Raw genomic sequence first — 24,809 nt, forward strand, 5'->3', positions numbered from 1 at the left:
TGATTACTCATGTAAAGGGAGGGTCAGGGTGAAACAGGTCCCTTCACCTTCGATGCCAGCACTCTCTACACGGATGCAACCATCATGCATACGGAGGAACTCGGCCACGAGATACAGTCCCAATCCAATTCCTCGTGCCTGACTACTTTTGATGTTGGGAGCACGATAGAAACGATCAAAGAGGAAGGGAAGAGCGTCGGCTGGAACCCCAACACCCTTATCAGCAATGCTGACCTCGATGACGTTTCTGCCATCTCCGTCTTGAGGCTGAGAGAGCTCAATACAGATAGGGCCGCCCTGTGGGCTATATTTGATAGCATTCTGCAAAAGGTTCCCAAAGATCTGCAAGAGCCGAGCACGATCACCCATGAGAAGATAGGGAACAGAGGATGGAGCCACGGTATAGCTCAGTGTATGCAGTGCCGATGTGGCACTCGCAGTCTCTATCGCCTCTCTTATCACATCTTCCAGATTGAGCACCTCTGTCAGAAGATTGATCTGCCCTCGATTCAATTGCGTCACTTCGAGAAAGGCATTGACAATATTGGTGAGCTGTCTCGTCTGCTCCTGAATGGAAGATGTACTCTCTTTCAGCCGTTCTTTCAACTCATTGGGAACGGCTGGCGATTTATTGATGAGACGGGCCATCATCTGACTATGTGTGAGAATCACGGTGAGTGGCGTGCGGAACTCATGGGCGGTAAACGCCAGGAATTCGTCTTTCAAGGCATTTGATTCTCGCATCGTGGCTTCATTGGTGCGGGCGATCTCAACCTCATGCTGCCAGCGCGCTTGCTCAATAGCCAGACCAGCGAGTTGCATAATCCCTTCGATAATGGCAGTATCCCAGGCATGAAAAGAGCGGATGGGTTGGGGCAGGGGCATCTCTCGGTGATACATCTCTTCATCCTGTTCATTGACAGCAGGATGGCTACTCGAACGATCTAATAGCATCACACCAAGGAGGCGCTGATTTTGCATAATGGGGGCAGCAAGAATCAATGTCTGTTGATATCGCTGGCTCTCTTCATCAAAGATCTCTTCACTGACCATTGTTGAATGATTCTCCATCAATTGCGTGTGCAATGACAGGTATCGTGAATCCTCAGGAACGAGCCAGCGCCGTTGCTGAGAGAGCCAATGCTGAATGTCCGTTGTCTGAAATCCACTCTCCAACAACAGGGTAAAATCCTGTTGCGTCTGATCATAGAGCAGGACCACACCGCGTTCAATACTAAAAGTCTCCATAGTCATCGAGAGAATACGGAAAAGAATCTCTTGAATCGTGGTGATACCGGAGACAACCTGAGCAGCATTGAGGAGAGCCTCCAGAGCCCGTCGAATCCGCTTCTCGACACGCATCTGTTCCGTGATATCACGAAAAGCACTGACGATGCCAATCTGCCGCTCCTCGCTATCAAAGAGCGGAACCACATTGATCTCAACCGCTTGCTCACTCCCATCAGGCTGAATGGTAAGAAACCGTTCTGCATGAATATACTCGCCGCGCAAAGCACGAACCAGTGCAAAATTCTCTTTTGCAATTGGCTCACCAGCGAGAGTGAAAGCCTGATTATTCTGCAAATAGGCTACTAAACGTTTCTTGTCATTGCGGGTCGCATGAACAAATTGTGTAGAGAGCTCGTTACTGAGAATAATCTGGCCTTCCATGTTGAACACAATAATGCCTTCGGTCATCGCATTAAAGACAGCACTGAGGGTCTGAGCCTGCTCATGAGCAAGGGCACTGGCGTGATGCATCGCTGTCAGCATCTGTGCTTTTTCAACCGCAAGAGCGCATTGGGCAGCAATATCCTGTGCAAAGGCCTGCTGACCAGGTGAGGGCGCGACCACGTCCTGGCCATAGTTCAGTAAGACAAAGCCTACACTGCGTTGCCCAATCTTCTTTCCCGGCTGCACAACAGATGGCTGGCTCCCTGCTAGCAAAGGAACAAGCAGAACATTCTCCAGCAGGAGTTGTTGCCACCACGAGCCCTCTAGCTGCTGAGCATTGAGAAAGAGAGGAGCGCCTTTTTTGAGAGTAGCCTGTAAATGCGGAACGTTTGAGATCAATGCAGGAGCGACTTGAGGAGGCGGTGAATGCGTATGGGTAGCTAGCGTCAATGTCTGCTTCTCAAGAAGCACAATAGCAACACTCTTCACATTGAGCCCATGGAGCAGATGACCAGTGGCCATCTCCATGATCGATGGCAAGGGCTCGCCAGCATTCACGGCGGTAGCGACCTGATAAATAGACTGGGCTCGCTCAATCAATCGTTCAGCGCGACTTCTCTCGTCCCTGGCTTGTTGATAGAGACGAGCATTATCAATGGCTACCGCAGCCTGTTGTCCAATTGCACGTGCTAATTGTTGTTGTTCACGAGAAATCGGGCTCATCGCCGACAAATTATCGAGAGTCAAAATACCAAGGGGACGGTTCTCTCGCAGGAGCGCAACCAGCAGAATGGAACGAACCGAAAAATCTCTGGCAATCTGTTGCATACCTGCCTCAAGACGCAGGTCTTCCACAAAGAGTAATCCATTGCCCAATTGAAGGCGCTGAAAGAGTGGGTCATCAAAAGGAAGCGTGCTATGCGGCCAGACACGGCTGGCACTCTCGAGGACCTTTTTCTTTACATTTGTGGCCGCAAAATAGTACGCAGAAGGTATGAGTTGATGCTGCTTCTCATCCAGCAGCCAGACGGAACAGCGTCCAACTTCACAGACCTCTGCGGTGCGACGAGCCAACACCTGTAAAATCGTCGGCGTATCCAATGAGGAAGCCAATAATTCGGAGAGCTCACGAAGCAGTTCGCTTTCGCGCAATGCTTTAAGGAGTCTCGCTTGTTCCTGGTTATGCGTCGATAAAGAATGTTCGTTTCGCATACTCGTGACCTCTAGTGGCCTATGTGATTGCAACAGCTAACGCGATGATGCAGGCAACATTGATCCGTACATGCTCTACGGTTTATCTGAAGCTGACAAGCAAGCAATGTAGGACTCTGTAAATCCAGGGCAATGGGGCTTTTCCCCGGTTGAGTCAAAGTGTAACAGATTAATTGTTGATGAGTCAAGAAAGGTATGGCGTCAATTTGTAGGTAAAAGAGACGACTGAGGAAGGGAGAAACGCTATGACGCGTTGACCTTTCGAAGAGGTCATCGCTATAATAAGACCCACGAAGAAATTTATTTGGAGGGATTTTGTGGCATTGAGTATTGGAATTGAAATTGGTGACCTATCCTATCGGATCTGCCTCACCGAGAAAAGTCAGATTGTAGAGTATCAGCAATTTGCAGATCTGCAGGCCGTTCAGGCATACGTAGAGCAAACCTGCGCACTCTATCCAGAGCCAGTAATCGCTTTAGCCTCGCCCTGGCCAACAACATTAAGCGAAATCTATGAGATGGATAAGATTGGTCTGAGGGAGGGTGAACAGACATTTCTATCGGCAATTGAGAAAGCCAGTAGTAGATGTTATCACATTCCAGATGTTGCTTCTGTACCAACGATTCCACCTTACCGGCGTCTGCTTCAGCAGCATATGGGAGGTTCTGATCTGGTCTGCATGGTTGCCAATCTGCTGTATCGAATGCGTCAGCAAGATGCCGCCTGGCCAGAGATGCGTTTCTTCTTTTTGGAGCTCGAACGTACGACAACCCGGTATGCATATCGTCTGGCCGTTATAGTTGATGGGCTACTGATTGATGCACAGGAGCAGGTATTCTCACTGTCAGCCGCCAGTGAATATGCTCAAGAGCAGGCTCAGAACATCTGCGAGCAAGCTTTTTGGGAGAGCCTGACGCGCCAGCTGGCAGGGTTCCAGGCAATTCATCATCTCGAAGATGTCGTAGTGTATGATCGCAGCGTACACAGTGGTGAAATGAAAAATGCCGTCATTGAACGTCTGGATGAGCACTATCAGTTCTACCACTTCCCTCTGGCAGAGACCGAACCAGCAGCCTTTCAGGTTGCTCGTGGAGCGTCACTTCTCGCCGAAGGTCTGTCACAGTCCAGCCTTGCCGCAGAGGTTGTTCAACACTTACTTCTCTCTCTGCCTCAGGCGAAAGAGCTCAATTATCAGAGCCACAGTTGAGCCAATCATGCCTTGAATAATACTTGGAAGAATGCTTGAGAACGCATGAGGTTTTTGCTGAGCCCTGGGCGCTTCTGACTCTGTTTGTGCCAGTAGTTGCTGCTGTCTGGCAACATTCTCAACAGAGTTACGTTCCTCCTGCTCACGAGCTTCTACAATATGATGATGGTCTGCCTGCTCAGTAGGCTCTGCATTCACATGCTTATGCGCTTCGTATACGGGCGTATCTTTGTTGAGTTTTCCAGCCATCGTGCTTACAAAGGTCGCCAGATCGTTGGGTAAAGGGCGCACATTTTCACGAAAAAATGCATTAATCTCAGCTCCAAGCAGCAAAATCACCGCAAAGTAGTAAAAGTACACGAGCAGAATCACTGCAAACCCGATCTGCCCTACATAATTGCTCATAAAATGACTACTGTAAAAAGGGAAGACAACTGTCATAAAGAGTTGTAAAGCAATGGCTGAAGCCAGCGCTCCTTGCCAACTATTACTCCAGCTAATCTTTTGATTAGGAACAATGACGTAGATCGCCTCAAACAGAATGAAGGCTGCAATTAACCCGCCAGCCAGACCGGTGAGATAGACGGTAACTTGATTCTGAAGCAAAAAATTCAAGAATGAAATTTTGCTCAAAGAGGGATTGTTGCTTACAATCCCAACAAGAATACCTGGAAGGGTTGAGGCAAAAACCATAATTGGAACGAGAATGACAAACAGCACCATCATCAAAATTGCAATGAGGTTCTGTCGAAGCAAAGGGCGTGGGCGAACACGGTAGATAATATCCAGGCAGCCCTCCATGCTAACAAACAGGCGAGAACCACCAAAGATCGCCAGCACGATAGAGATAAAGGCCAGAAGGCTTGCGCCATTGGAGAACTGCTTCAGAGCATTGCTAATGGTTGGATCATTAGGTTTAATGCCTGGAATAATATCCAGATGTTGCAGAATATAATTAATGTGGCTGCCGAGAATAAAGCCAAGGATAGAGAGCACTGCAATTGCAATAGGGAGCATAGCAGTTAGCAGACTATAGGCTAAAGAGCCAGCAAACGTCATTGACCAATCATTGCTAAACTTCTGAAAAAATTGTTTCCAGGGACTGCTTTCGCGCTTCAGCATGTTAGTGAACCCTGAGGTTGACACATTACGCCGAAAGCCGTGTGTATCACTTGCCATCTTCGATCGTTCCCCTCTATAAAAAAATGGACTGGATGCAGTATAAAAAGACTAGCTGGAGGTGCTTCTCACATTTAGAATACAAATCATTCTGGTCTGTTCACTCTTAAAAAAGTGCACCTTCCTGTTAGTTCATCCACGGTTTATCGGGGCTTTACGTTTCACTATCTCACGCTATGCCGTATAGTATAAGAGAAAGTGTCAGAACGCTCTCTATTTTAGACCTTCTAAACAGGTATTTTTATACAGGACGAGAAAGTGTCAGAACGCTATCTACTCTAGATCTTCTAAACAGGTATTTTTATACAGGAGTGGAAGAATACATTTATGAGTTCACAGCCCCCAAAATCTTTTGCCTCTTTACTGTGGGATGTTGTACGAATTGGGATGAGATCCCTCTGGGGAAGTGGTGCCAATCCAGCGCGGGCAGTGCTTCAGCGTCAGCAAGCACTGGCGGTCCTGGGCCTGCCATTGAATGCGACTCCAGAACAGATCAAACGGCGTTATCGAGCTCTTGCCAAACGCTATCATCCCGACCGTGGAGGCGATCCCAGACAGATGCAGAAAATTATTGCAGCCTATGAGTTACTGATGAAAGACCCTCAGCGTTAAAGATCATTTCTTTCTGTCTATTCAAATTCAATCAAACAACGCGAGCTCCACAATTATTGCAGAAGCGCTTCCCTACTCGTAATGGAGCGCCACATTGATCGCAGAAGCGAGCACCCGCTGGTTGAGCCGGGCTTCCAGGTTGAATGCTCGGCTGGACAGGCTGAGCTGGAGCAGGTTGCATGACTGGTGGGGTAGAGGTAGTGAGTGGTGGATTGGGAGTTTCAGGAGAGTTCTGCGCATTGCCCTGAACGGACTGAATACCACCTTGAATAGTTTTAGCAGCCTTCATGGCTATTCCGCCAATTGTGCTGGCAATTTTTAGCCCTCTGGCGATATCATCCATATCCTTTTTCAGACGATGGGTCGAGGGCAAAAGAGTGGAGTCGGAGACCTTTGTAAAGAAATTTGGCCCGATCTGAAGCCCTGTCCCATCAGGGGCTAGGTGAGCCTGCTCAAAGCCGCCATTGGCAAACGTGAGATCGACCTGAGTCTCAGTACAGGTATAGCTCCCCTCCAACCGATTTTCAGGGGCAGAGAGAGAGGTCTGCTCGCCTTTCGCAAAAGATTTCGCCGCATGGGTAGCACGACTGTGTGTCTGCACAGTAAGCGTAAAGGTTCCGTTCGGAAGGAGCACAAGCCGATCGATGCGAGACGTAAAATAATCCAGTCCAACGCCAGAGCTGTGGACACATTCATATTGACCTGTAATGGGCTTCATAGCTTTCGACTTCCCTCCTGCCTTACTGACCTGCTTGTAGTGCTAAACTATTACTGCTACTATAGCACATTTAGAGCAAGGTCACATCTTCCAGTAAAGTTGAGGAATGATTGCTCGCCGAGACCAGGTCCGAGAGTTGTCGAGCCAGCTCCAACTGCTGTTCACCATCCTCAATCTTACCGATCTTGAGCAGGTAGCGACCAAACCGGACATGGATGCTGATACGAGCGGCGATGCGATGCGTCGTTGAGAGCTCTTCCACTGCCTGACTAAAGGCCTGCTCAATCTGAGAGGGGCAGATCCTGGCCAGCGCGCTTTCATCCGTCTCTGCATTGATAGACTCGAATACACGCCCGAGCATCACATACGCTTCGGCGCGACGAAGCTTATAGCTCTGTTGGGCAGCTGCTAAAGCCTGCTCTACATAAAGCAATGCTTGCGCATAATTTTTCGCCTGAAGTTCAATATCGGCAAGGGAGCAGGCAGCCGAAGAGACAATACTGGCAATCTCCTGATGCTGATTTTTTTCTAGCACGCTCGAATCTGAAGAAACAGCTGGCTCAACCAGCAAAGGAGACCAATGAGCAAGCAGTTCAGTCAGCAGCTTTTTGACGTGATCGATCGACCCCAGTTCCTGCTCAATCTGAGCAATCAGACAAGTAACGGCAGCTGCGCGGCGTAGTTCGCTAATCGAGCGATAGAGAAAGCACGCATTTTCGGCATGCTTCAGAGCATGGTGCAGAGCCTCTTTGATCTCCTCCTCGGCAGTTCTCGACAGCCTATGAGCCTGTTCGAGATGGAGAAGTGCCAGGCCCCAGTGAGCTTCTGCCACATAGTCAAAAGGCGTCTCCCGCGAGATCAATGACAGGGTAAGATAATACTGTTCTAGCGCAGCTTCTGACTGACGCAGTTCGCGATAGGTAGCAGCAAGATGAAGATGGAGCAACATACGTTCTGGCTGCAATGATGAAAGATGCGTCTGCGAGGTAGACTGTTCATGGAGAGCATAGATAAAATCTTGTTGTGCCTGAAGAAATTTGCGCTGCCCAAAGTAGCAATGCCCACGTAGGGCAGCCAATCGCCAACGCTGATCTGGTGGAATCTGAGGAAACGAGAGGGTAGCAAGGAGATGGAGGGCAGAAGAGATTTCTGCCCGTTCGAGAAGTTCTGTTGCGGAGCGACGTAGTTCTTCATATGATTGAGTGGGATGATTTTGCTGATCCTGCTCACGACTCTGGCGAGCAAGCTGCTGGAGCTCTGGCAAAGACAATTGGAGCCGTTCAGCCAGAAAGCGAAGGCTCTCCTGGGATGGCTCAATGCGGTTGCGCTCGATCTGAGAGATCAGACTGGTACTATATTGACCATGAGCAACATCCGCCAGTGAAAGATGCAAATCTTCGCGAGCGGCGCGGAGACGACCACCGATTGTCGTTGGGGGTATATATTTAGACGGCCGTGGCATGCTGCTACGCCATCCTTCCTACTTGGGAATTGTCAAATGCTCAAAACTATGACAGTATATGACAGTCAAAAGTAATTATAATCGATGCAGCATAAAAAGACAATCCCATGTGGAAGAATGAGCGTATAGATCGTAGCGCGAGGAATCATGTTCTGGCTTTACACATATGATACGAGCAATTTCGCTAGAAATAGATTGAGCAAACGGTTCAAAAAGAGAACAGGCTCTCGAGCAGGGTTTCTAGCGACATTCCCAACAGGATAGCCCGCATCTGGCCTACGTACCGGGCAGAAGTACCAATCAGGAGAGTTTCGCCCTCTTGCCAACCAGGTGTATGCTATAGTCGTTTTAGTTCAGTGTCATTTTTGGAAGCGGTGGTGAGAATCAGAAAAAAGATGGCAAGTCCAGAAATGGTGCCCCCTATTGGGATTAGAACTTTTGGTCCAAAGGTGTCTTGACTTTCGGGATTGAAGGCTGTATGCTGAATTATGCAATGAAAGCATTCTGAAGAGAGGTATAAGGGTAGATGTTCCGTTCCCCCAAAGCACCCCCTCCTACGCGAGATGAGTCTGATGTGCTGCAAGATCAGCTCTCACTTCTTCCCACGAGGAGCACTGGTGAACAGATTGATGAGAGTGAAGAGAAAGACACACCAAAAATAGAGACAAAAGCGACAGGGCGTACAAAAAAGAAGCCAGAGAACTATTCGGCTGCCGATATCCAGGTGTTAGAGGGTATTGCCGCCATCCGCCATCGCCCGGGCATGTATATTGGTTCAACGTCTACCTCCGGCTTAATCCATTTGATCTGGGAGGCGTTGGATAATGCAGTTGATGAGGCTGTGGCAGGTTATGGAAAACATGTCTGGGTTATGATCGATCAGGAAGGCTGGGTAACGGTGCGGGATGAAGGGAGAGGTATGCCATTTGACCTGATGCTGTATCAGGGAGAATATGTTCCTGCTGCCACTGTTATTTTAACCGTTCCCCATTCGGGCGGAAAATTCTCTGAAGGAGCCTATAAGACGGCTGGCGGTCTCCATGGTGTTGGTTCAACCGTTATTAATGCACTCTCCGAAAAACTCGAAGTGACGATCTGGAAAGATGGTCAACAATTCTCGCAAAATTTCAGTCGTGGGACTGCGCTACCACATGCGATCGAGCCTTGTGATCCCAAACTACATGGGACGCAGCTGCGCTGGCTCTACGATCGTTCGGTCTTTGATCCTGATGCTTATTACTCAATTGAGGCATTAGAAAGTCGCCTGAAAGCTGCAACGTACCTCAATCGAGGTATGACGTTCCATCTGGATGCATGGGATGATGCTACAAATGAAGAGATCTCGCGGGTCTTTTATTCACGCGATGGTCTGCCAGATTATGTACGAGATCTGGCTCTGAGCACAAATCCGCCCTTGTTCAAAAATGTGCTCAGCATCATGAAAGATAAAGATGATGTCCATGTTGAGATTGCACTACAGCCAACAACAGGCTACAAAATCTCCATGTATAGTTATGCGAATGCAGTACGCACTCGCGATGGCGGCGTTCATGAGACTGGTTTTAAAGCAGCACTCACCAAAGTTGTGAACGATTATGCTTTGAAGTGGAATATTATTCGCAATCGTGAGCGCGATGGCTTCCGGCCCGAAGTTATTCAACAAGGGCTCAATGTCGTTATCTCAGTAAAGTTGACTAATCCACAGTTTCAAGGGCAGACAAAAGATCGCCTGAATAATGCTCCAGTCGAAGGAATTGTACGCTCGATTGTAGATGAAGGCCTGAAAGACTGGTTTGAGAGCAATGCAAATGTTGGAAAAGAGTGGTTGAAGAAGATCCAGCAGATGCAAAAAGCGCGAAATGAAGCGCAACTCGTCGAAGAGCTGGCTCGCGCTGGCACAAAGAAAAATGGCGAGTTGATTGATACAACGCTCTCGAAAAAGTTTTTGCGCTGTAACACACCTGATCCATCGCGCGCTGAGCTCTTTATTGTTGAGGGTGACTCGGCTGGTGGTAGCGCCGGTCAGGGCCGCTTCTCAGATTTCCAGGCTGTCTTAAAGCTCAAAGGGAAGCCTCTCAACGTGGCAAAGGCTGATCTTAAAAGCATTGTGGAGAACGAAGAGATTCGTACCATCATCAATGTGCTGGGAACAGGTACGCGCGACACATTCGATATCACACGCTTAAAATTTAATCGTGTTATTATCGCAACTGACGCTGATGTCGATGGACTCCATATTCAGTGTCTCCTCTTAACTCTTTTCCATCAAGAGTTTAGCGACTTGATTGAACGTGGTTTTGTCTACATTGCTTGCCCACCGCTCTATTCAGTCAAATATAAAGGCAAAGTCAACTGGCTCTTAGACGATGAAGCAAGGATTCGCTTTATTGAGCAACACCCAGACTCACAAAATCTAGAGTTTAAGCGCTTTAAAGGTCTGGGCGAGATGAACCCCAAAGAGCTGCGCGATACGACCTTTGATCCTGCCCGGCGTGTTCTCAAGCAGGTCACAATGGAAGATGGGGTCTTAGCTGCACGACTGGTCATGGAACTGATGGAAGATAAAAATGCAGAGCGGCGGCGGACGTTCCTGGCAGAGCATGCCCGTAAGATTAAAGAATTGGATGTATAAAAAGTAATGGCTCGGAATATAACTGATACGACAACAGAGACTGGCATTGTAAAGGAAGATTTTTCGGTCATTTTGTCACAGGCATTTGCTACTTACGGGCTCTCCGTCGTCACTGATCGAGCGCTGCCAGACGCTCGTGATGGCTTAAAGCCCGTTCAGCGCCGCATTCTGTCTGGAATGCTGGAGGCGCGGTATCTCTCATCTCGCAGCACTGTCAAAAGTGCCGAGGTGGTAGGGTTCATTCTTGGAAACTATCATCCACATGGGGACGCCTCTGTCTATGATGCTTCTGTCCGTATGGCACAGCCCTTCACGATGCGCTATCCGCTGATCGAAGGGCAGGGCAATATGGGGAGTGAGGATGGGGATGATCCTGCAGCCTATCGTTATACAGAGATGCGCCTGTCACCTATCGCAGAGGCTCTGATGGCTGATATCGAACGCGATACGGTGCCACTTCATCCAACGTATAAGCAAGATCCCAAGGTTGTTGAACCCGATTATCTGCCCGGGCGTCTTCCTCCTATCGTCAATCCATCCAGTGGCATTGCAGTAGGTCTCTCAACCAATATTCCACCTCATAATCTGAGCGAGGTGATGCGAGCCTGTATTGCCCTATTAGATCAGCCTACGATGAGCGTCGAGCAATTGATGACCTATATCCAGGGCCCAGACTTTTGTCAGGGTGGACGCATCATTGGGGTTGAAGGAATCCGCGATTATTTCAAGAATGGCAAAGGGCGCATCATTGTACGAGGAGAAGTACGCTTAGAAGAGACTCCCCGGAGCCGTTCGCTGGTCGTCACCCAGATTCCCCCCATTGGCCGCGATAAGCTGAAAGCCTCGATTGTGAAAGCGATCAATGCTCGCAAATTGGAAGGCCTGATGCCAGATGTACGCGATGAAAGTGATACGGAGAAAGGGACGCGCATCGTACTCGAGCTACGCAAAGATGCCGATGCTGCTCAGGTGCTCTCACAGCTCTATAACGATACAGACCTTCAGATTGCTCTGTCGTTCCAGGTAGTCTTCCTGTTTGGTTCGCCTATGGAAGCTGCACGACAGCCGAAACAGGTCGGTCTGATTGAGCTGCTCAATTACTGGAACGCTCATCAGATAGATATTTTGACGCGCCGAACTGAATTTGATCTGCGCAAAGCACGTGAACGCTTGCACGTAGTGGAAGGTCTGATTATTGGTTCCACGCATGCCGCCGAGATCGTTAAGATCTTCCAGGAGGCTGAGGATCGCGCATCAGCACGACGAGAGATTGAGCAACGCTATGCGTTGACCGCCATCCAATCTGACGTCATCGCTTCTATGACGCTGGCTCAAGTAACACGCCTGGATGCCAGCAAATATGGAAAAGAGCAGAACGAGCTGGGTGAGCGGATTACTCAATGGGAACGACTTCTCTCTGATCGCAAGGCACTTATCTCGTTGCTGAAAAAAGAGATGCAACAGTTAATCAAACAATTTGGCGATGAGCGCCGAACCACAATCGATGCAGAGAGCACCATTCACACACCTATTGAGGTCGTAGAAAGCCTGCATGAACGCGAGCCAATGACGGTTGCCTTTACCGCAGCCGGGGCGGTCAAAGTCTTGCCCGTTGATACGTACAAACCCAGGGCCAAGAATGGAGATTCCGAGGCTATCTATACACCCGTGAGAGGTGATGAACAGTTGCGACAAATAATTGAGACAACCTCTCAGGATTATCTGTTATGCGTCTCCTCAACCGGTCGTGTCTTCCAGATTGCATCTCATCGGATTCCAGTGGCGACCCGCTCGGCCAAGGGTGAGCCGCTGGCAAACCTGCTTGAACTGGCTCCAGATGAAGAGATTGTGACGATTCTGCCAATTGATAGTTATGATGAGGATCGCTACCTTGTAACCTTTAGCGCTCTTGGTAAGGTCAAAAAATCGCCATTAAGTGAATACAAAACGACGGATGTGGATGGCCTGCCAGATATGAAGCTCGCTGAGGGTGATACCCTGTTGACAGCTCTGATCTCCCGTGGCCGTGGTGAATATTTTGTGACTGCCAGCAATGCTCAGACACTGCGCTTTAGCGATGAGCAGCTTCGTGCCCAGGGTCGCGTTGGTCAAGGGGTCGCAGCCATGGCGTTGGGAAAAGGAGCCACGGTTGTCAGCGCATCCTATCTGGATAGTGAACGCGGAGAGAGCATGGACCTTACAAGCCTGTTGATCGTCACACAGAGTGGTCTGGCGAAAAAAGTGCCTGTGGGCCAGTATCCCCAGAAGGGGCGTGCCACCACAGGCGTTGTCAGCACTGAGCTCAGCGATGATGATCAGATTCTGCTTGCCATGTTTGTTCAGGAAGATCAGTATCTCCTTATTAGCTGGAAAAACGGGAAGACCGAACAGGCAACAACGCTCAAAGCCAGCGCTCTCAAGGCCTTTACCCGCGCTCGCAAAGGCGAACCAGTAGTCTTTGGCCCTATCAATCATGTTCTGATTCTGCAATAGCACCATGCACACACCCGACATTGTCATTGTAGGGGGCGGGGTGATAGGCTGCTCACTGGCCTATCATCTCAGCAGGCAACAGGTAAAAGTGACCTTATTAGAGCGAGGTGAGATTGGTGGAGAGGCCTCTAGCGCGGCTGCTGGCCTCTTCTCCTGGCTTAAGCCTCAGAGTAAGATCAGGCCTATGGCTGCCTATAACCAGTTCCTGGCCACCAGCCAGGAACTTTTTCCGCAGTTAGTGGCAGATCTTGAAGAGCAGACAGGACTGAAGCTTGAGTATGAGCAGTCGGGAACGTTGCGTACCATTCATCATGAAGTCAGGATTGCACGCTTACAGACATGGCTTCAGACCTGTCAGGAGGCCGGGCTTAACGTTCAGCTATTGAACGAGGCTGAAACAAGAGAACGCGAGCCACTTTTGACTACTGAGCTCTTTGGGGCTGTCTTTTTCCCTGGTGAGGGTCAGGTAAAGGCTGCTCGTGTCGTTGAAGCGTTGGCATTGGCTGCGCGCCAGCATGGAGTTGAGATACGCCCACAAACTCCTGTAGTGGGCTTGAAGAAACATGGGTCACAGATTACAGGCGTAGTTACTGCAAGCGGCGAGGTTGTTCATTGTCAACAGTTGATACTGGCTCCTGGAGCCTGGGCAGCAGAATGTGGTCGCTGGCTTCAACTCAACCTACCCATCGTTCCACAGCGTGGTCAGATCTTAGCGCTCCATCAGCCGAATCCTCCCGTTCGCCATATTATCATTGGGAAAGGCATCTATATTGCCCCCAAGCAAGATCAGACAGTCATCATCGGGGCCACCAACGATGATGTCGGCTTTAATACACGGGTTACGGCTGGTGGGATCTCTTCATTATTGTCCTCTGCCTTCCAATTAATGCCAGCCTTAGAGCATTCGAATTGGGACAGAGCCTGGGCTGGACTGCGACCAAAAACGTCTGACAATCAACCCATTCTGGGAAGAGCTCCTGGTTGGGAGAATGTCATACTGGCCGTTGGACATTATAGCTTTGGCGTGCTCTCAAGCGCTATTACAGCCCAGGCGCTCACTCAACTGGTACTGACTGGAGATACTCCTACAAGTCTTAAACCCTTTGGATTTGAACGTTTTGTCAGCCCGTGATAATGATTGACGCTCCCCTATAGCGGAAAAGCTCGTTTTAGGCGCTTAATCTGTTGGAGATGGAGCTGACCGTGTTCGTAGTATGTCTCAAAGAGGTCATAGATACTCAGCTCTCCGCGTTCAGCATGAATGCTTTTGCGCTCCCAGGCCTCGCTGGTCTGGATACGCAAGAGAGCGGCGTTAGCAGCACGTAGAAGCGTAAAGAGATTGAGTGCCAGTGTACAATCCTGCTGCTCATACTGAAGATTCTTTTCCCATGCGGCCTCATCATACACTGCTAGAACAGAATCAGCTTCTGCCAGTGTTTTGCGGAAGCGCCAGTAACCCACCGCCTCGCTATCAGCCAGATGCACCAGAATATCATGAATACTCCACTGATCAATGCCTGGTGAGAAACGCAACTGTTTGTCGGTCAGATCCTGGACAGCTGCCGCGATCTGCCCTGGACTCTGCTCAAAAATAGTCCATTGTTCAGAAGTAGGTTTGAGCATAAGAGCCACCTTCTATGACGCTTTCATTCCTTCTCTCAGAGATTCCTATCTTTGATCGTAGCTGAGCGTCGGTATAGATTTCTACAACAGAGTTACTCTGATGGACCATTCATGATAAGAAAACAAGCTTTCAATGAAGCGTAATCCTTTCATGAAGGAGCCATCAGAATAACAACACTGCTCGGAGTATGCATCTCTGTTACACACCCACCGATGGGCACAAAACCAGTTTTATCAGAGAGGTTACTTGATTGATTTCGTCTTCCAGGTATGGCGAGCCTGAATATAACGGACCGTCCCAGAGCGAGAACGCATCATCACAGATGAAGTGCGAGCCCCCCAGCCAAAATATTGAACGCCATCAAGCATCTCGCCAGTCGTAATTCCAGTTGCAGCAAATGAGACATCGTCTCCGCTCACCAGATCATTTGTGCTGTAGACGCGCTCAAGATCAATACCATCGGCCTTGAACTTTTCACGCTCTTCCTCTGTCCGTGGCCAGATCTTACACTGAATCTCACCACCAACACATTTGATGGCCGCAGCGGCCAGCACAGCCTCTGGAGCACCACCAATTCCCATCATCACATCAATACCAGTATAATCTTCCATCGCCGCTTGAATGGCAGCGGCAACATCGCCATCCCCAATGAGGCGAATACGAGCGCCAACCTCGCGGATCTGGCGAATGAGCTCCTGGTGACGAGGACGGTCCAGAACGGCCACGGCCAGGTCATCAATATGTGCTGAACGGACGCGGGCAATGCGATCCAGATTAACCGCTACAGGAGCATTAATATCAATCACATGTCTAAAAGCGGGCCCAACGGCAATCTTATTCATGTAGAAGACACCTGGAGGGGCCGAATACATGCTCCCACGCTCGGCTGTTGCCACAACGGCGAGAGCGCCAGGAAGACCAAGAGCCAGTAAACGTGTGCCATCAACGGGATCAACTGCCAGGTCTACATCGGGGGGATTTCCATTGCCGATATGCTCGCCAATATACAGCATCGGAGCCTCATCCTTCTCGCCCTCACCAATGACCACGGTTCCGTTCATATCGACGCCGTCCAGTGCGTGACGCATGGCATCCACCGCAGCCTGGTCCACCATCTCTTTATTGCCTTTTCCCATCCAACGGCCAGCGCTCAGAGCGGCTGCTTCGGTAACTCGTACCAGCTCGAGTCCCAGGTTTCGATTCTTTACCTGATCAGTATCGAACCGATCTGGAAGATTATTGTTCGCTATCTGTTCCATCTTGCATTTCCTCTATTGTCATTCCTGAATGTGGCGACTCGCATAATAAGACCCACATCCGCCAGGGGCCAACTCTCCGTCATTGTCGAGGCAGCACACTTCGTTGTCTCTGACACCAAAAATACGAGAGTCTGCACTGATTGATGGAGTGAACTCTGTTGGTGAGAGTGATCGTTCCACGACCTTCTGCTCAATCGTACAGTACTCTGGTACGCTTGCTAGTATCGCCAGTTATGGATGAGCCGCATACCTTCATCTGATTATATCACTTTTTAGAGAGTGCTCAGTTGTGGCTCGAGAGCTGACTCAGTCCAGGAAAGCTAAAAGAGCTGATGCAAACCTTCAGAGATTTCTGACCCTACGCCGCGAAACAAAGAGACGGCAGGCCGCTTTTATGTGGGATACATGACCTTCCTCTCAGCAAAAAAAGCTTTGTAGTTGCCTACAAAGCTCCTTTTTATCTGTGGAAGGCACCACCATCGTCTTGCTCTGGTTGACTCGCGAGACGCATTTCTCGCGCGTCGAAGTCAACAAATCTCCCTAATGTGAAATGGATGACCTCAGCACCTCTAAAAATCTGGCAACTTTGCGTCTGACTGCCAAACTAACCCAAGATGCTCGCTCATAACATCTTCTGGAGCCTTATCACGCAGGAAAATTCCACCATCACCTAATTCTCGTATCTCCACACCAGGAGTGGTTAAAAGCCTTTCACGACCAATCTTCCCTACCAATGCAGGTCCAAAATAGTTTTTCCCATAGAGGCAAGGCAATTCTCCCAATTGGAGATGATAAGATGTCAAAACCATTTTATCACTATAACTCATTGGATCGTTTTCCTTATAGATGACTCAAATGGATTAAACAATTGCATTTTTGGGCCCATCAGGTACGGCGTAGGTGTAGGAAAAGATCAACAGAGACAGTAGAAAGATCAGCAGATGGCACAGTTGGAAGCAGCGGTGCAACAAGCGACCCAAATGATTGAGCAGCTACAACAGCACATCTAAGAAATGGAGCAAACGGCTGAAAAAAGATAGCTACAATAGTCATTTGGTCCCTAAGACCAGGTGCAGCTCTCACTGCACCCGGCACATCTCAAAAAAACAGAAGAATTACAGCATGAGGGATGGGCCTCCGGACTCAGTTAGCGGAGGATGCCCAAAGAGGTCAAAGTGGTTTACTCAGCTTCAACTTTACGAAGACGGCGGCTGAGGACACTGAGCAGGTTCAGCGTGATGTCTGGATGATTGCGCAGAATCGTGCGAAACTCCCAGACAGGCAACAGCAAGACTTTCACATCATCGATGGCAATCGCGCTGGCGGAACGGGGTAGATCATCCAGCAGAGCCATCTCACCAATCACTTCACCAGGACCCAGAACACGCAACTCTTCTTCATCGGCCTCAGGATTGCTCTTATGGATGATCCGGACTTTCCCACTAATCACAATATAGAGGCCCACACCCGCATCGCCCTGTGCAAATAAGGTCGAACCGGCAGTGTAGGTACGCTCCTGGCAACTGTTCGTTAAAAACTGTAGCTCTTTCTTACTAAGCCCCGAAAAGAGGTCGACTCGTGCCAGTGCATCTTCATTCATAAGATCACAACCTTTCCAAAAGAGATCTTCTTTTCCCCATAATGATGATCCCCTCACAAACTCGCCTTTACGCAGCGGCGAGCTCGGAATAGGACCACGTAATCTGTTATTAATTGCCAGAAACGCGCTCCAGCGGGGCCAAAGCGCGTCTATTCTCTGCCATTATAGCATTATTACGTCCCCTTGTGGATAGTTTATCACGTCCACATCACCGATCATCACTCAAAAAAGCTGCCCTCTCCTGGCTATCGTACCCGGAGAGAGCAGCTTTCACGCAATTGCTCGATTGTTAGTGCTTCAAAAAGATATCCAGGCAAAGCATTCTACTTCGCCTTATGAGAAGCGTTAGCCGACGGCAGGGACGAGCAGCCCATAGCCACCCTGCTCCAATTTGTACATCACATTCACGCTATTGGTCTCGCCATTAAAGAAGGGATAAAAAGCAACGCCATCTTTCTCCATATGTTCAATCACTTCCTGATCACTCATAGGCGTCGTAGGTAGGCGGCGAATCTCCAGGACCTGTGACCAGATTGCCTCATTACTTTCATCGCCAACAGGAGGGTGAGCCGCAGCCGCCTCGAGGCTTTCTTCTTCTTCCAATGAGGAGATTTCGCCACTGCGAGACAAAGCAAGAACCTTCACGCCAGGGGTATGATGCCTGCGGATAGTAGTCGCCCGATCCTTCTGTCTCCCCAATTGCGTCACAACTTTATCGAGCGCCATATCCAGAGCCGCACTGGCACTTTGTGCGCTCACCTCACTATGAATAGGATGGGAGTTAGTCGAGAGAGCAAGTTGCACCGTAAAGCGATCATCTGCACTACGCGTCTGTTCTTCAGTTACGGTTACTTCAATGCGCGCAGTATCCTCCACAAATCGCGTCAGACGCTGGATTTTGTGCTCAATCTTTGAGCGCAGATTATCAGATACGTGCATTTGTCTACTTTTAATAATAACTTGCATAGTTCGCCTTCTCTTTCCAGTCCAACAACACACTATAACGAACAAGCAGCTAACTTTCGAGCAGAGAAAGGTGTATACACTGATAGTATATCACGATTCATCAAAGCCGGTGGGCTTTTGCCAGTGAAGCAGCATGATCTAGAATAGCGCTCCTGCCCCTGAGCGTTTGACCTATCCCCGCCCTCACAAAGGCCATGTCCTCATGCCTTGCCACAGGCGGCCCCAATTGTCATATATAGGATACGTTTAAAGCGACCATTCCGACGAACGTTTATGGCCTGCCCCGCTATTTCGCAGCCTTTAAGATGCGCAGTAGCACCTTCTTTCTACCAGGCAGACAGAATAGCAGAGATCAAACGAAAATAGCGCTGGCAGTGAATGATGAAAATTGTTTTATGGAACGACATATTTGCATAGAGATATACGCCAAATTATGAACAATGTTTCATCTTTGAGGGGGATAAATTCATACAATGTTCATTAATTGATGGTATTATATTCTTAACCCTAGAAGGTTGTGTTGGAGTTAATTTGATTGTGGAAGGGCAAGTGGTTTATGACAGTTATTCCGAGTGATCAACATATCACCTATCAGTTACAATATCGCAAATGTGGCAAGAATTCTTGCAGTACCTGTCGCAATGGACAGGGGCATGGCCCTTACTGGTATGCCTATTGGCGCGAAGGCTCTCGACTCCGCTCGGGCTATGTTGGGAAGATCCATCCAGGCATGCAGCGCAATGGAACAACAAAGGGGGTTGCAGCTCCTCTCCGCCCAAAAGAAGAGGTCGTTGCCGCACAAGCCCGTCTCTGATGAAGGCGTTCCAGCAATATCAATGGATTTACGTCTATCGCTACTGATTTCAGCAGACAAATGGCTGAAGCAATCTGTACCTTCACAAAAAAGGATTCGATTTGTGGTAGAATAATCCTAACATATCTACATTTATCATCGCAGTAAGGATTTTGGAACACAGGGATGAAATGTCCTTTTTGTGGAGGCACAGACTCGCGCGTCAAAGATTCGCGCGACATTGGCGACGCCATTCATCGCAGGCGCGAATGCGAGCATTGCAAAGCTCGTTTTAGCACCTATGAGCGCGTCGAAAAATTTCACCTGATGGTGATTAAACAAGATCAGCGCCGTGAGCCGTTTGATCGACAGAAGCTCTATGTAGGCATCCGCAAAGCCTGTGAGAAGCGCCCGCTCCCCGCAGGAGAGATTGAGAAGGCCGTAGAGGAGATCGAACAGGAGCTCTATCGCTTTGGGCGGCAGGAGGTTCCCAGTAGCGTGATTGGGGAACTGGTCATGGATCATCTCCGCCGACTCGATAAGATCGCTTATATTCGCTTTGCAAGCGTCTACCGCTCGTTTGGCAATGTAGAGACGATGTTTGAGGAGATCTCTAAGCTGCTCAATCGCGAAATGGCGGAAAATGACTTGCGTCCACGCGTTCATGTCCGCGAAGAGGATGAAGAGTTTTATCCCGCTGACTATGATCCTGACTGACTTCTATCAGCTACTCCCCTCATTCATATCACACGGCTGAGAAAAGAGCTGATGATCTGCTACGGCTCAGGAACAATATGAACTTCACGCGCTTAACCAGAACGTCAGCCTCTTCTTCTTCTGTGGTTAAGACCGTACCTGGGAGACCAACCTGAATGGTCTCCCAACGAAATGGTACTTTACATTGCCCTTATTGCACTTTAGCCCCACAGCTACGACAGAATGCCGAGCCAGGTCGGACGGTATTTCCACACTGAGGACAGCGTATCTGCGGTGGCTGATTTTGTTGTGGCTGATAACTGGCATTGATCGGCTGAGGAGGAACCTGTGAGGGTCCAGAGATGGGGGGAGCGTAGTTCATCGTTGGGGCGGGTCCAAGCTGGTCCGCTGGATACGCCTCGTTCTTAATATCCTGCATCTGTGTCTCACGAGTACGCAGATCATGATCCAGTTCGAAGATACTGGCGCAGAGTCGCGAGAGCTGCGAATCCGTTAATGCTCCTTGCTGATAGAGGTTCATCGCAACCTGTCCCAGTTCGTCCATTAATTGACGCCTCTGATCCACCAACTTATCGATCTCCGTCTGCTTACTGCGAACTTTTAATTGCTTCTGCGCCTCCCAGCTCGTGCGGCTTACCGCCGAATTCACAAAATTTTTGGCAGATTCCAGAAAATCACTCATTATTTGCCTCCGTATAATGCAATAGATGAGAATACATTGTACTATAATTGCCTTTTAGACCAATTTTCAAAAGTCCCCGCACAAAGAGTACCAATGTTTTCCACTTTACCTTCAAAAACTATTCATCACTCACGGCATACTGATAGATACGAATCTCTTCTAAGCGCCCGCTAATACTGAGTTGAACAGCGACGACATCGATGCGCCAGTCTCGTTCAAAGCAGGCATGCAGATCTAAATAGGCATTAGCAACCTGCCGCAGCTTCCGCTGTTTACGAAGGGTCACGGCCTCTTCAGGGAGCCCATAGGCCTGACCACGTCTCGTCTTGACCTCTACAAATACCAGTTCGTTTCCTTCTTCAGCAACCAGATCGATCTCACCATAGCCGCATCGAAAATTCCGTTCAAGAATAATATATCCCTGCCGCTCAATTTGCTCAGCAGCCAGACGTTCGCCTGTACGACCCAGACCCTGTTTAGGAGCCGGATCTCCCTGTCTAAACCTCATCTTCCATCCTTTACCAGGCACCCCATCAAAGCATCTTCAAGAATAGTACGCTACGTTATACCACTGTGTTGCAGACATTGGAGAAAGGACTGAAGCAAGGAACACGGCCTGGAATGAGGGCTTAGCCAGCCCCCCCTCGACGCTGAAGGCCGGTTCGTGTTAAAATAGGCCCGACAGCTATTCTAAAAGCATTCAGGTTAGACAATATGCATGAGGCATATTCTATAGACGTCTAAAAAAATAGAGGAGCATTGAGATGTCAGGTCATTCAAAATGGGCACAAATTCGTCGCTCAAAAGGCGTCAATGATGCACGTCGTGGTCAGTTATTCACACGTCTGGGTCGTGAAATCGTGGTTGCTGTGCGTGAGGGAGGCGGTGGAGATACTGATGCTAATTTCCGCTTGCGTATCGCTGTACAGCGCGCACGCGATGCAAACATGCCCCTGGACAATATCGAGCGTACCATCAAGCGCGCTCTGGGTGGCGGCGAAGGTGCAAATCTGGAAGAGATCACCTACGAGGGCTATGGTCCTGGCGGCACCGCCATTATTGTACAGACCCTCACCGATAATCGGAACCGCACTGTTGCCGAGGTTCGCAACGCTTTCAACAAAAACGCTGGAAATATGGGCGAAAATGGCTGCGTTGACTGGTTATTTGAGATGAAAGGCGTCATTGAGATCGAGCTCAACGGCAAAGATCCTGATGAGGTCTCTCTTGAAGCCATCGATCTTGGTGCAGATGACGCTGAACCCTACTCAGAAGGCGATGAGACGCTGGTCATCTATACAGATCCATCAACCGTTGATGAGGTGCGCCAGGCCTTAGAGAAACAAAATTACAAGATCGTAAAGTCTGAAAGCACCATGGTACCCAAGACGCGTGTTGAGCTTTCAGAAGAGAAGGTTGCTCACCAGGCTATCCGCTTAATTGATAAGCTGGAAGATCTGGACGATGTCCAGAACGTCTATACGAATGCGGACTTCCCAGAGGAGTTTGCGGCATCTTACGGTGCTTAGAACCTTTACCATTGAAGGGAGAGATCATGCATAATCCAGTTACTCTCCCGCCACATGTACCAGCTGCACGCATTGCGCTTGGCATCGATCCAGGCACTGCCATTGTCGGCTATGCTGTCGTGATGGCGCAAGGAAGTACACTCAGCATGCTGGCCTGTGACGTGATTACAACTCCTGCTAAAACGCCGTTAGCGCAACGCTTGCAGCTCATTTATCAAGGGTTAAGTACGATTATTGCTACCTATCAACCCAATGAAGCAGCGATGGAAGAGCTGTTTTTTGCCAAGAATGCTCGAACGGCGATGACTGTTGGGCAGGCACGTGGGGTTGCAATGCTGGCTTTAGCCAATGGAGGTCTCTCCGTGGCTGAATATACGCCCAAACAGGTAAAGCAAGCTGTGACAGGGTACGGTGGGGCCGACAAAAATCAGGTGGGTGAGATGGTGAAGATTCTTTTGCAATTACCGAGCATTCCAAAGCCAGATGATGCTGCTGATGCCGCTGCGGTAGCCCTTTGCCATCTTCAGACCGCAACGTATCTGTACGGCCAGCAAGATCTGCTGGAATATCGCTAGATCTTCCCATTCGATGCACAGTCATCCTGCCTTCGGGCGCTTCCGTCCTGATTCGAAGGCAGGACTATCCACACGTGGAGATAGACAATAGCCATTCATGATTACAAATATTTATGGAACCTTAGAGGCAAGCTTACCAGATGCAGCGATTATTCGCGTTGGAGGGTTTGGCGTTCGCGTCTTTGCTCCCTTATCAACGCTCAGTCGCTTAAATGAGCCTGGGATGGAGGTCTCGCTATTCACCCATTTTCATATGCGTGAAGATGGAATTGCTCTCTATGGCTTTATAACTGAGGCCGATCGCGATGCCTTTGAACAGATGATTGGCATTAATGGCGTTGGACCCAAAGTTGCGCTGGCCTTGCTCTCAAATATGAGTGCAATTGAGTTTTATCAGGCCGTTGCCAACGATGATCAGCAGCGCCTGGGCCTGGCGAGAGGGGTCGGCAAAAAACTGGCCGCTCAGATTATCGTTGCGCTAAAAGGAAAACTTCCACCAGCAACTGCCCAGGCCGCCAGTGGACCTCATGGAGCCGCAGCGGGCCGTATTCAAGCCGAGGCGCTCGAGGCTCTGATGGGGCTGGGATTTAGTGCCGCCGAGGCTCAGGCTGCGCTGGCAAAATTACCCCAGGATCAGGTCCTGACCCTGGAGCAACAGGTGACGCTTGCACTACGCTCCTTCTCACGCTAAGAAACTCAGTTCCGACAGCAGGAAAACCACACTAGCTCTGCCTCAGGTGGTCCCAACTCTGGGCTCGTAGAGCCTCTTCGCGACCATCTAACAGACGGATGCGTAGACCTTCACTCTCTGGAAGAATAGCTCCAATCACAGAGACAGGTGTTCCTGTCTCTGCCCAGAGTGCCTTCAGCACCTCCTGTTGAGCAGATGGCTTCAAGGTAAACAGGAGTTCATAGTCTTCTCCACCATGCAAAATCCAGGCAAAAGGATCACGCCTGGCTGCTTGCGCAATGGCGAAAAGATGCTGAGAAATTGGGAGCTTTGCTTGCTCTACAAGCGCGCCCACGTGGCTACGCTCGCATAAATGTTGAAGATCGCCGCTTAATCCATCGCTGACATCCAATGCGGCTGTCACCTGCTGGGGTGAAAAACGGCTCAATAAACGGCCTGCGCTTACCCGCGGCTCTGGTGTGTGATGAGTAGCCTGAACAGAGATTAAGGCTGTAGCATCATAGGGTTGATCGGGATGAAACAGCGTATACAGGCCAGCGGCGGACGAGCCAGGTTGACCTGTGATACAAAGAAGATCTCCCACCTCAGCCCCACTGCGCAAGAGCGCTCGTCCACGCTCAATCGTTCCTAACAGGGTTATATCGATTATTAACTGCTTTGATCCATGAGAAGAAGCAATGTTTCCACCAACGAGCGAGAGTTCATAGCGTTCAGCTTCCTGCTGAAGACCCCGATAGATCCCCTCCAATGTCTCAATCGCTATCTGCTGAGGAAGGATCAGCGAGATCAATGCATAGCGTGGCACACCACCCATAGCAGCAATATCACTAATATTGACTGCGAGTGCCTTCCGCCCAATCTGCTCAGGACGTGCAGTCTGTAACGTGAAATGAACCCCCTCAACCTGACTATCACAGGTTGCTAATAATTGGAGATCCCCTCCAAGCTCCAGAAGAGCGCAATCATCTCCTACTCCCAAAGCCACATCGGCACGAGAGTGCAACCCCTGTGTTAAGCGCGCAATCAGCTCAAATTCTCCCAATGATGAGTGATCCATACCAGGCCCTCACTTCTTTATGAATAGTCTTTACTCGTATTTTACCAGATAAGACAGACCCACAGCCCTGTACTGTGGTAAAGGAGAAGAAAAAAAATCATCAATGGAAAGAAGTTAGCAGGCTTT

Annotated in this window: 22 protein-coding genes; 10 read left to right on the top strand and 12 right to left on the bottom strand. The window is 49.4% G+C overall.

All coding sequences use genetic code 11. From position 1 onward, the window contains the following. Positions 1 to 3 precede the first annotated feature (3 nt). A complete protein-coding gene (locus EL628_RS14935; protein WP_126580724.1) occupies positions 4 to 2,886 on the bottom strand; it encodes a sensor histidine kinase in 2,883 nt (960 codons plus the stop codon). A gap of 317 nt (positions 2,887 to 3,203) precedes the next feature. Here EL628_RS14935 and EL628_RS14940 point away from each other — a divergent pair, with 317 nt between their 5' ends. Then, positions 3,204 to 4,094, top strand: a complete 891-nt coding sequence (locus tag EL628_RS14940; protein WP_126580725.1) for a DUF1464 family protein — start codon at positions 3,204 to 3,206, stop codon at positions 4,092 to 4,094. On the opposite strand, the gene EL628_RS14945 is transcribed toward EL628_RS14940, so the two are convergent. Continuing rightward, positions 4,041 to 5,273 (bottom strand): YihY/virulence factor BrkB family protein, encoded by a 1,233-nt coding sequence (locus EL628_RS14945; protein WP_126580726.1) that lies wholly within the window; start codon positions 5,271 to 5,273, stop codon positions 4,041 to 4,043. The genes EL628_RS14940 and EL628_RS14945 overlap by 54 nt on opposite strands. 327 nt (positions 5,274 to 5,600) lie before the next feature. Here EL628_RS14945 and EL628_RS14950 point away from each other — a divergent pair, with 327 nt between their 5' ends. After that, the gene (locus EL628_RS14950) at positions 5,601 to 5,885 is read left to right on the top strand and encodes a J domain-containing protein (protein WP_218028926.1); all 285 of its coding nucleotides are present in this window, start codon (positions 5,601 to 5,603) and stop codon (positions 5,883 to 5,885) included. A gap of 31 nt (positions 5,886 to 5,916) precedes the next feature. Here the strand turns inward: EL628_RS14950 and EL628_RS14955 are convergent, their stop codons facing one another. Together EL628_RS14955 and EL628_RS14960 are read right to left on the bottom strand one after the other, a co-directional pair. Further along, positions 5,917 to 6,603: a zinc ribbon domain-containing protein gene (locus tag EL628_RS14955; protein WP_126580727.1), complete on the bottom strand. Its 687-nt coding sequence runs from the start codon at positions 6,601 to 6,603 to the stop codon at positions 5,917 to 5,919. 70 nt (positions 6,604 to 6,673) lie between these two features. After that, positions 6,674 to 8,065: a helix-turn-helix domain-containing protein gene (locus tag EL628_RS14960; RefSeq protein ID WP_126580728.1), complete on the bottom strand. Its 1,392-nt coding sequence runs from the start codon at positions 8,063 to 8,065 to the stop codon at positions 6,674 to 6,676. Between the two features lie 574 nt (positions 8,066 to 8,639). On the opposite strand from EL628_RS14960, the gene EL628_RS14965 reads away from it, so the two are divergent. Genes EL628_RS14965 through thiO form a run of 3 tightly spaced genes read left to right on the top strand, consistent with a single transcriptional unit; the run spans position 8,640 to position 14,322 of the window. Beyond that, a complete protein-coding gene (locus EL628_RS14965) occupies positions 8,640 to 10,697 on the top strand; it encodes a DNA gyrase/topoisomerase IV subunit B (RefSeq protein WP_245994102.1) in 2,058 nt (685 codons plus the stop codon). A 6-nt stretch (positions 10,698 to 10,703) separates the two neighbouring features. After that, on the top strand, positions 10,704 to 13,190 hold the full coding sequence (locus EL628_RS14970) for a DNA gyrase/topoisomerase IV subunit A (protein WP_126580730.1): 2,487 nt from the start codon (positions 10,704 to 10,706) through the stop codon (positions 13,188 to 13,190). 4 nt (positions 13,191 to 13,194) lie between these two features. Then, a complete protein-coding gene (gene thiO, locus EL628_RS14975) occupies positions 13,195 to 14,322 on the top strand; it encodes a glycine oxidase ThiO (protein ID WP_126580731.1) in 1,128 nt (375 codons plus the stop codon). Between the two features lie 17 nt (positions 14,323 to 14,339). On the opposite strand, the gene EL628_RS14980 is transcribed toward thiO, so the two are convergent. From EL628_RS14980 to hpf, 5 genes are all read right to left on the bottom strand, one after another. After that, on the bottom strand, positions 14,340 to 14,813 hold the full coding sequence (locus tag EL628_RS14980) for a DinB family protein (RefSeq protein WP_126580732.1): 474 nt from the start codon (positions 14,811 to 14,813) through the stop codon (positions 14,340 to 14,342). A gap of 243 nt (positions 14,814 to 15,056) precedes the next feature. Then, positions 15,057 to 16,073: a class II fructose-bisphosphatase gene (gene glpX / locus EL628_RS14985; RefSeq protein WP_126580733.1), complete on the bottom strand. Its 1,017-nt coding sequence runs from the start codon at positions 16,071 to 16,073 to the stop codon at positions 15,057 to 15,059. 569 nt (positions 16,074 to 16,642) lie between these two features. Beyond that, the gene (locus EL628_RS14990; RefSeq protein WP_126580734.1) at positions 16,643 to 16,900 is read right to left on the bottom strand and encodes a hypothetical protein; all 258 of its coding nucleotides are present in this window, start codon (positions 16,898 to 16,900) and stop codon (positions 16,643 to 16,645) included. Positions 16,901 to 17,253: 353 nt separating this feature from the next. Beyond that, positions 17,254 to 17,673, bottom strand: a complete 420-nt coding sequence (locus tag EL628_RS14995; protein WP_126580735.1) for a cyclic nucleotide-binding domain-containing protein — start codon at positions 17,671 to 17,673, stop codon at positions 17,254 to 17,256. Between the two features lie 345 nt (positions 17,674 to 18,018). Then, on the bottom strand, positions 18,019 to 18,639 hold the full coding sequence (gene hpf / locus EL628_RS15000; RefSeq protein WP_126580736.1) for a ribosome hibernation-promoting factor, HPF/YfiA family: 621 nt from the start codon (positions 18,637 to 18,639) through the stop codon (positions 18,019 to 18,021). Between the two features lie 556 nt (positions 18,640 to 19,195). Here hpf and EL628_RS15005 point away from each other — a divergent pair. Both EL628_RS15005 and nrdR read left to right on the top strand, forming a co-directional pair. After that, the gene (locus EL628_RS15005; protein ID WP_126580737.1) at positions 19,196 to 19,453 is read left to right on the top strand and encodes a DUF6788 family protein; all 258 of its coding nucleotides are present in this window, start codon (positions 19,196 to 19,198) and stop codon (positions 19,451 to 19,453) included. A 165-nt stretch (positions 19,454 to 19,618) separates the two neighbouring features. Continuing rightward, complete coding sequence (nrdR, locus tag EL628_RS15010) at positions 19,619 to 20,149, top strand: transcriptional regulator NrdR (RefSeq protein ID WP_126580738.1); 531 nt, start codon at positions 19,619 to 19,621, stop codon at positions 20,147 to 20,149. Positions 20,150 to 20,339: 190 nt separating this feature from the next. Here the strand turns inward: nrdR and EL628_RS15015 are convergent, their stop codons facing one another. Next, a complete protein-coding gene (locus EL628_RS15015; RefSeq protein ID WP_126580739.1) occupies positions 20,340 to 20,831 on the bottom strand; it encodes a zinc ribbon domain-containing protein in 492 nt (163 codons plus the stop codon). A 118-nt stretch (positions 20,832 to 20,949) separates the two neighbouring features. Continuing rightward, positions 20,950 to 21,339, bottom strand: a complete 390-nt coding sequence (locus EL628_RS15020; protein ID WP_126580740.1) for a YraN family protein — start codon at positions 21,337 to 21,339, stop codon at positions 20,950 to 20,952. Positions 21,340 to 21,595: 256 nt separating this feature from the next. Between EL628_RS15020 and EL628_RS15025 the strand changes: the two genes are divergently transcribed. The 3 genes from EL628_RS15025 to ruvA all read left to right on the top strand — a co-directional run bounded on the left by EL628_RS15025 (position 21,596) and on the right by ruvA (position 23,626). Beyond that, positions 21,596 to 22,360, top strand: coding sequence for a YebC/PmpR family DNA-binding transcriptional regulator (locus EL628_RS15025; protein WP_126580741.1), 765 nt, complete (start codon positions 21,596 to 21,598; stop codon positions 22,358 to 22,360). A 26-nt stretch (positions 22,361 to 22,386) separates the two neighbouring features. Beyond that, positions 22,387 to 22,935 carry a crossover junction endodeoxyribonuclease RuvC gene (gene ruvC, locus EL628_RS15030; protein WP_126580742.1) on the top strand — a complete coding sequence of 183 codons (549 nt, stop codon included), beginning with the start codon at positions 22,387 to 22,389 and terminating at the stop codon, positions 22,933 to 22,935. Between the two features lie 97 nt (positions 22,936 to 23,032). Next, a complete protein-coding gene (gene ruvA, locus EL628_RS15035) occupies positions 23,033 to 23,626 on the top strand; it encodes a Holliday junction branch migration protein RuvA (RefSeq protein WP_126580743.1) in 594 nt (197 codons plus the stop codon). A gap of 31 nt (positions 23,627 to 23,657) precedes the next feature. On the opposite strand, the gene thiL is transcribed toward ruvA, so the two are convergent. Then, complete coding sequence (gene thiL / locus EL628_RS15040) at positions 23,658 to 24,683, bottom strand: thiamine-phosphate kinase (protein ID WP_126580744.1); 1,026 nt, start codon at positions 24,681 to 24,683, stop codon at positions 23,658 to 23,660. Positions 24,684 to 24,809 lie beyond the last annotated feature (126 nt).

It is taken from the genome of Tengunoibacter tsumagoiensis (assembly GCF_003967535.1).
Lineage (GTDB): Bacteria > Chloroflexota > Ktedonobacteria > Ktedonobacterales > Ktedonobacteraceae > Tengunoibacter > Tengunoibacter tsumagoiensis.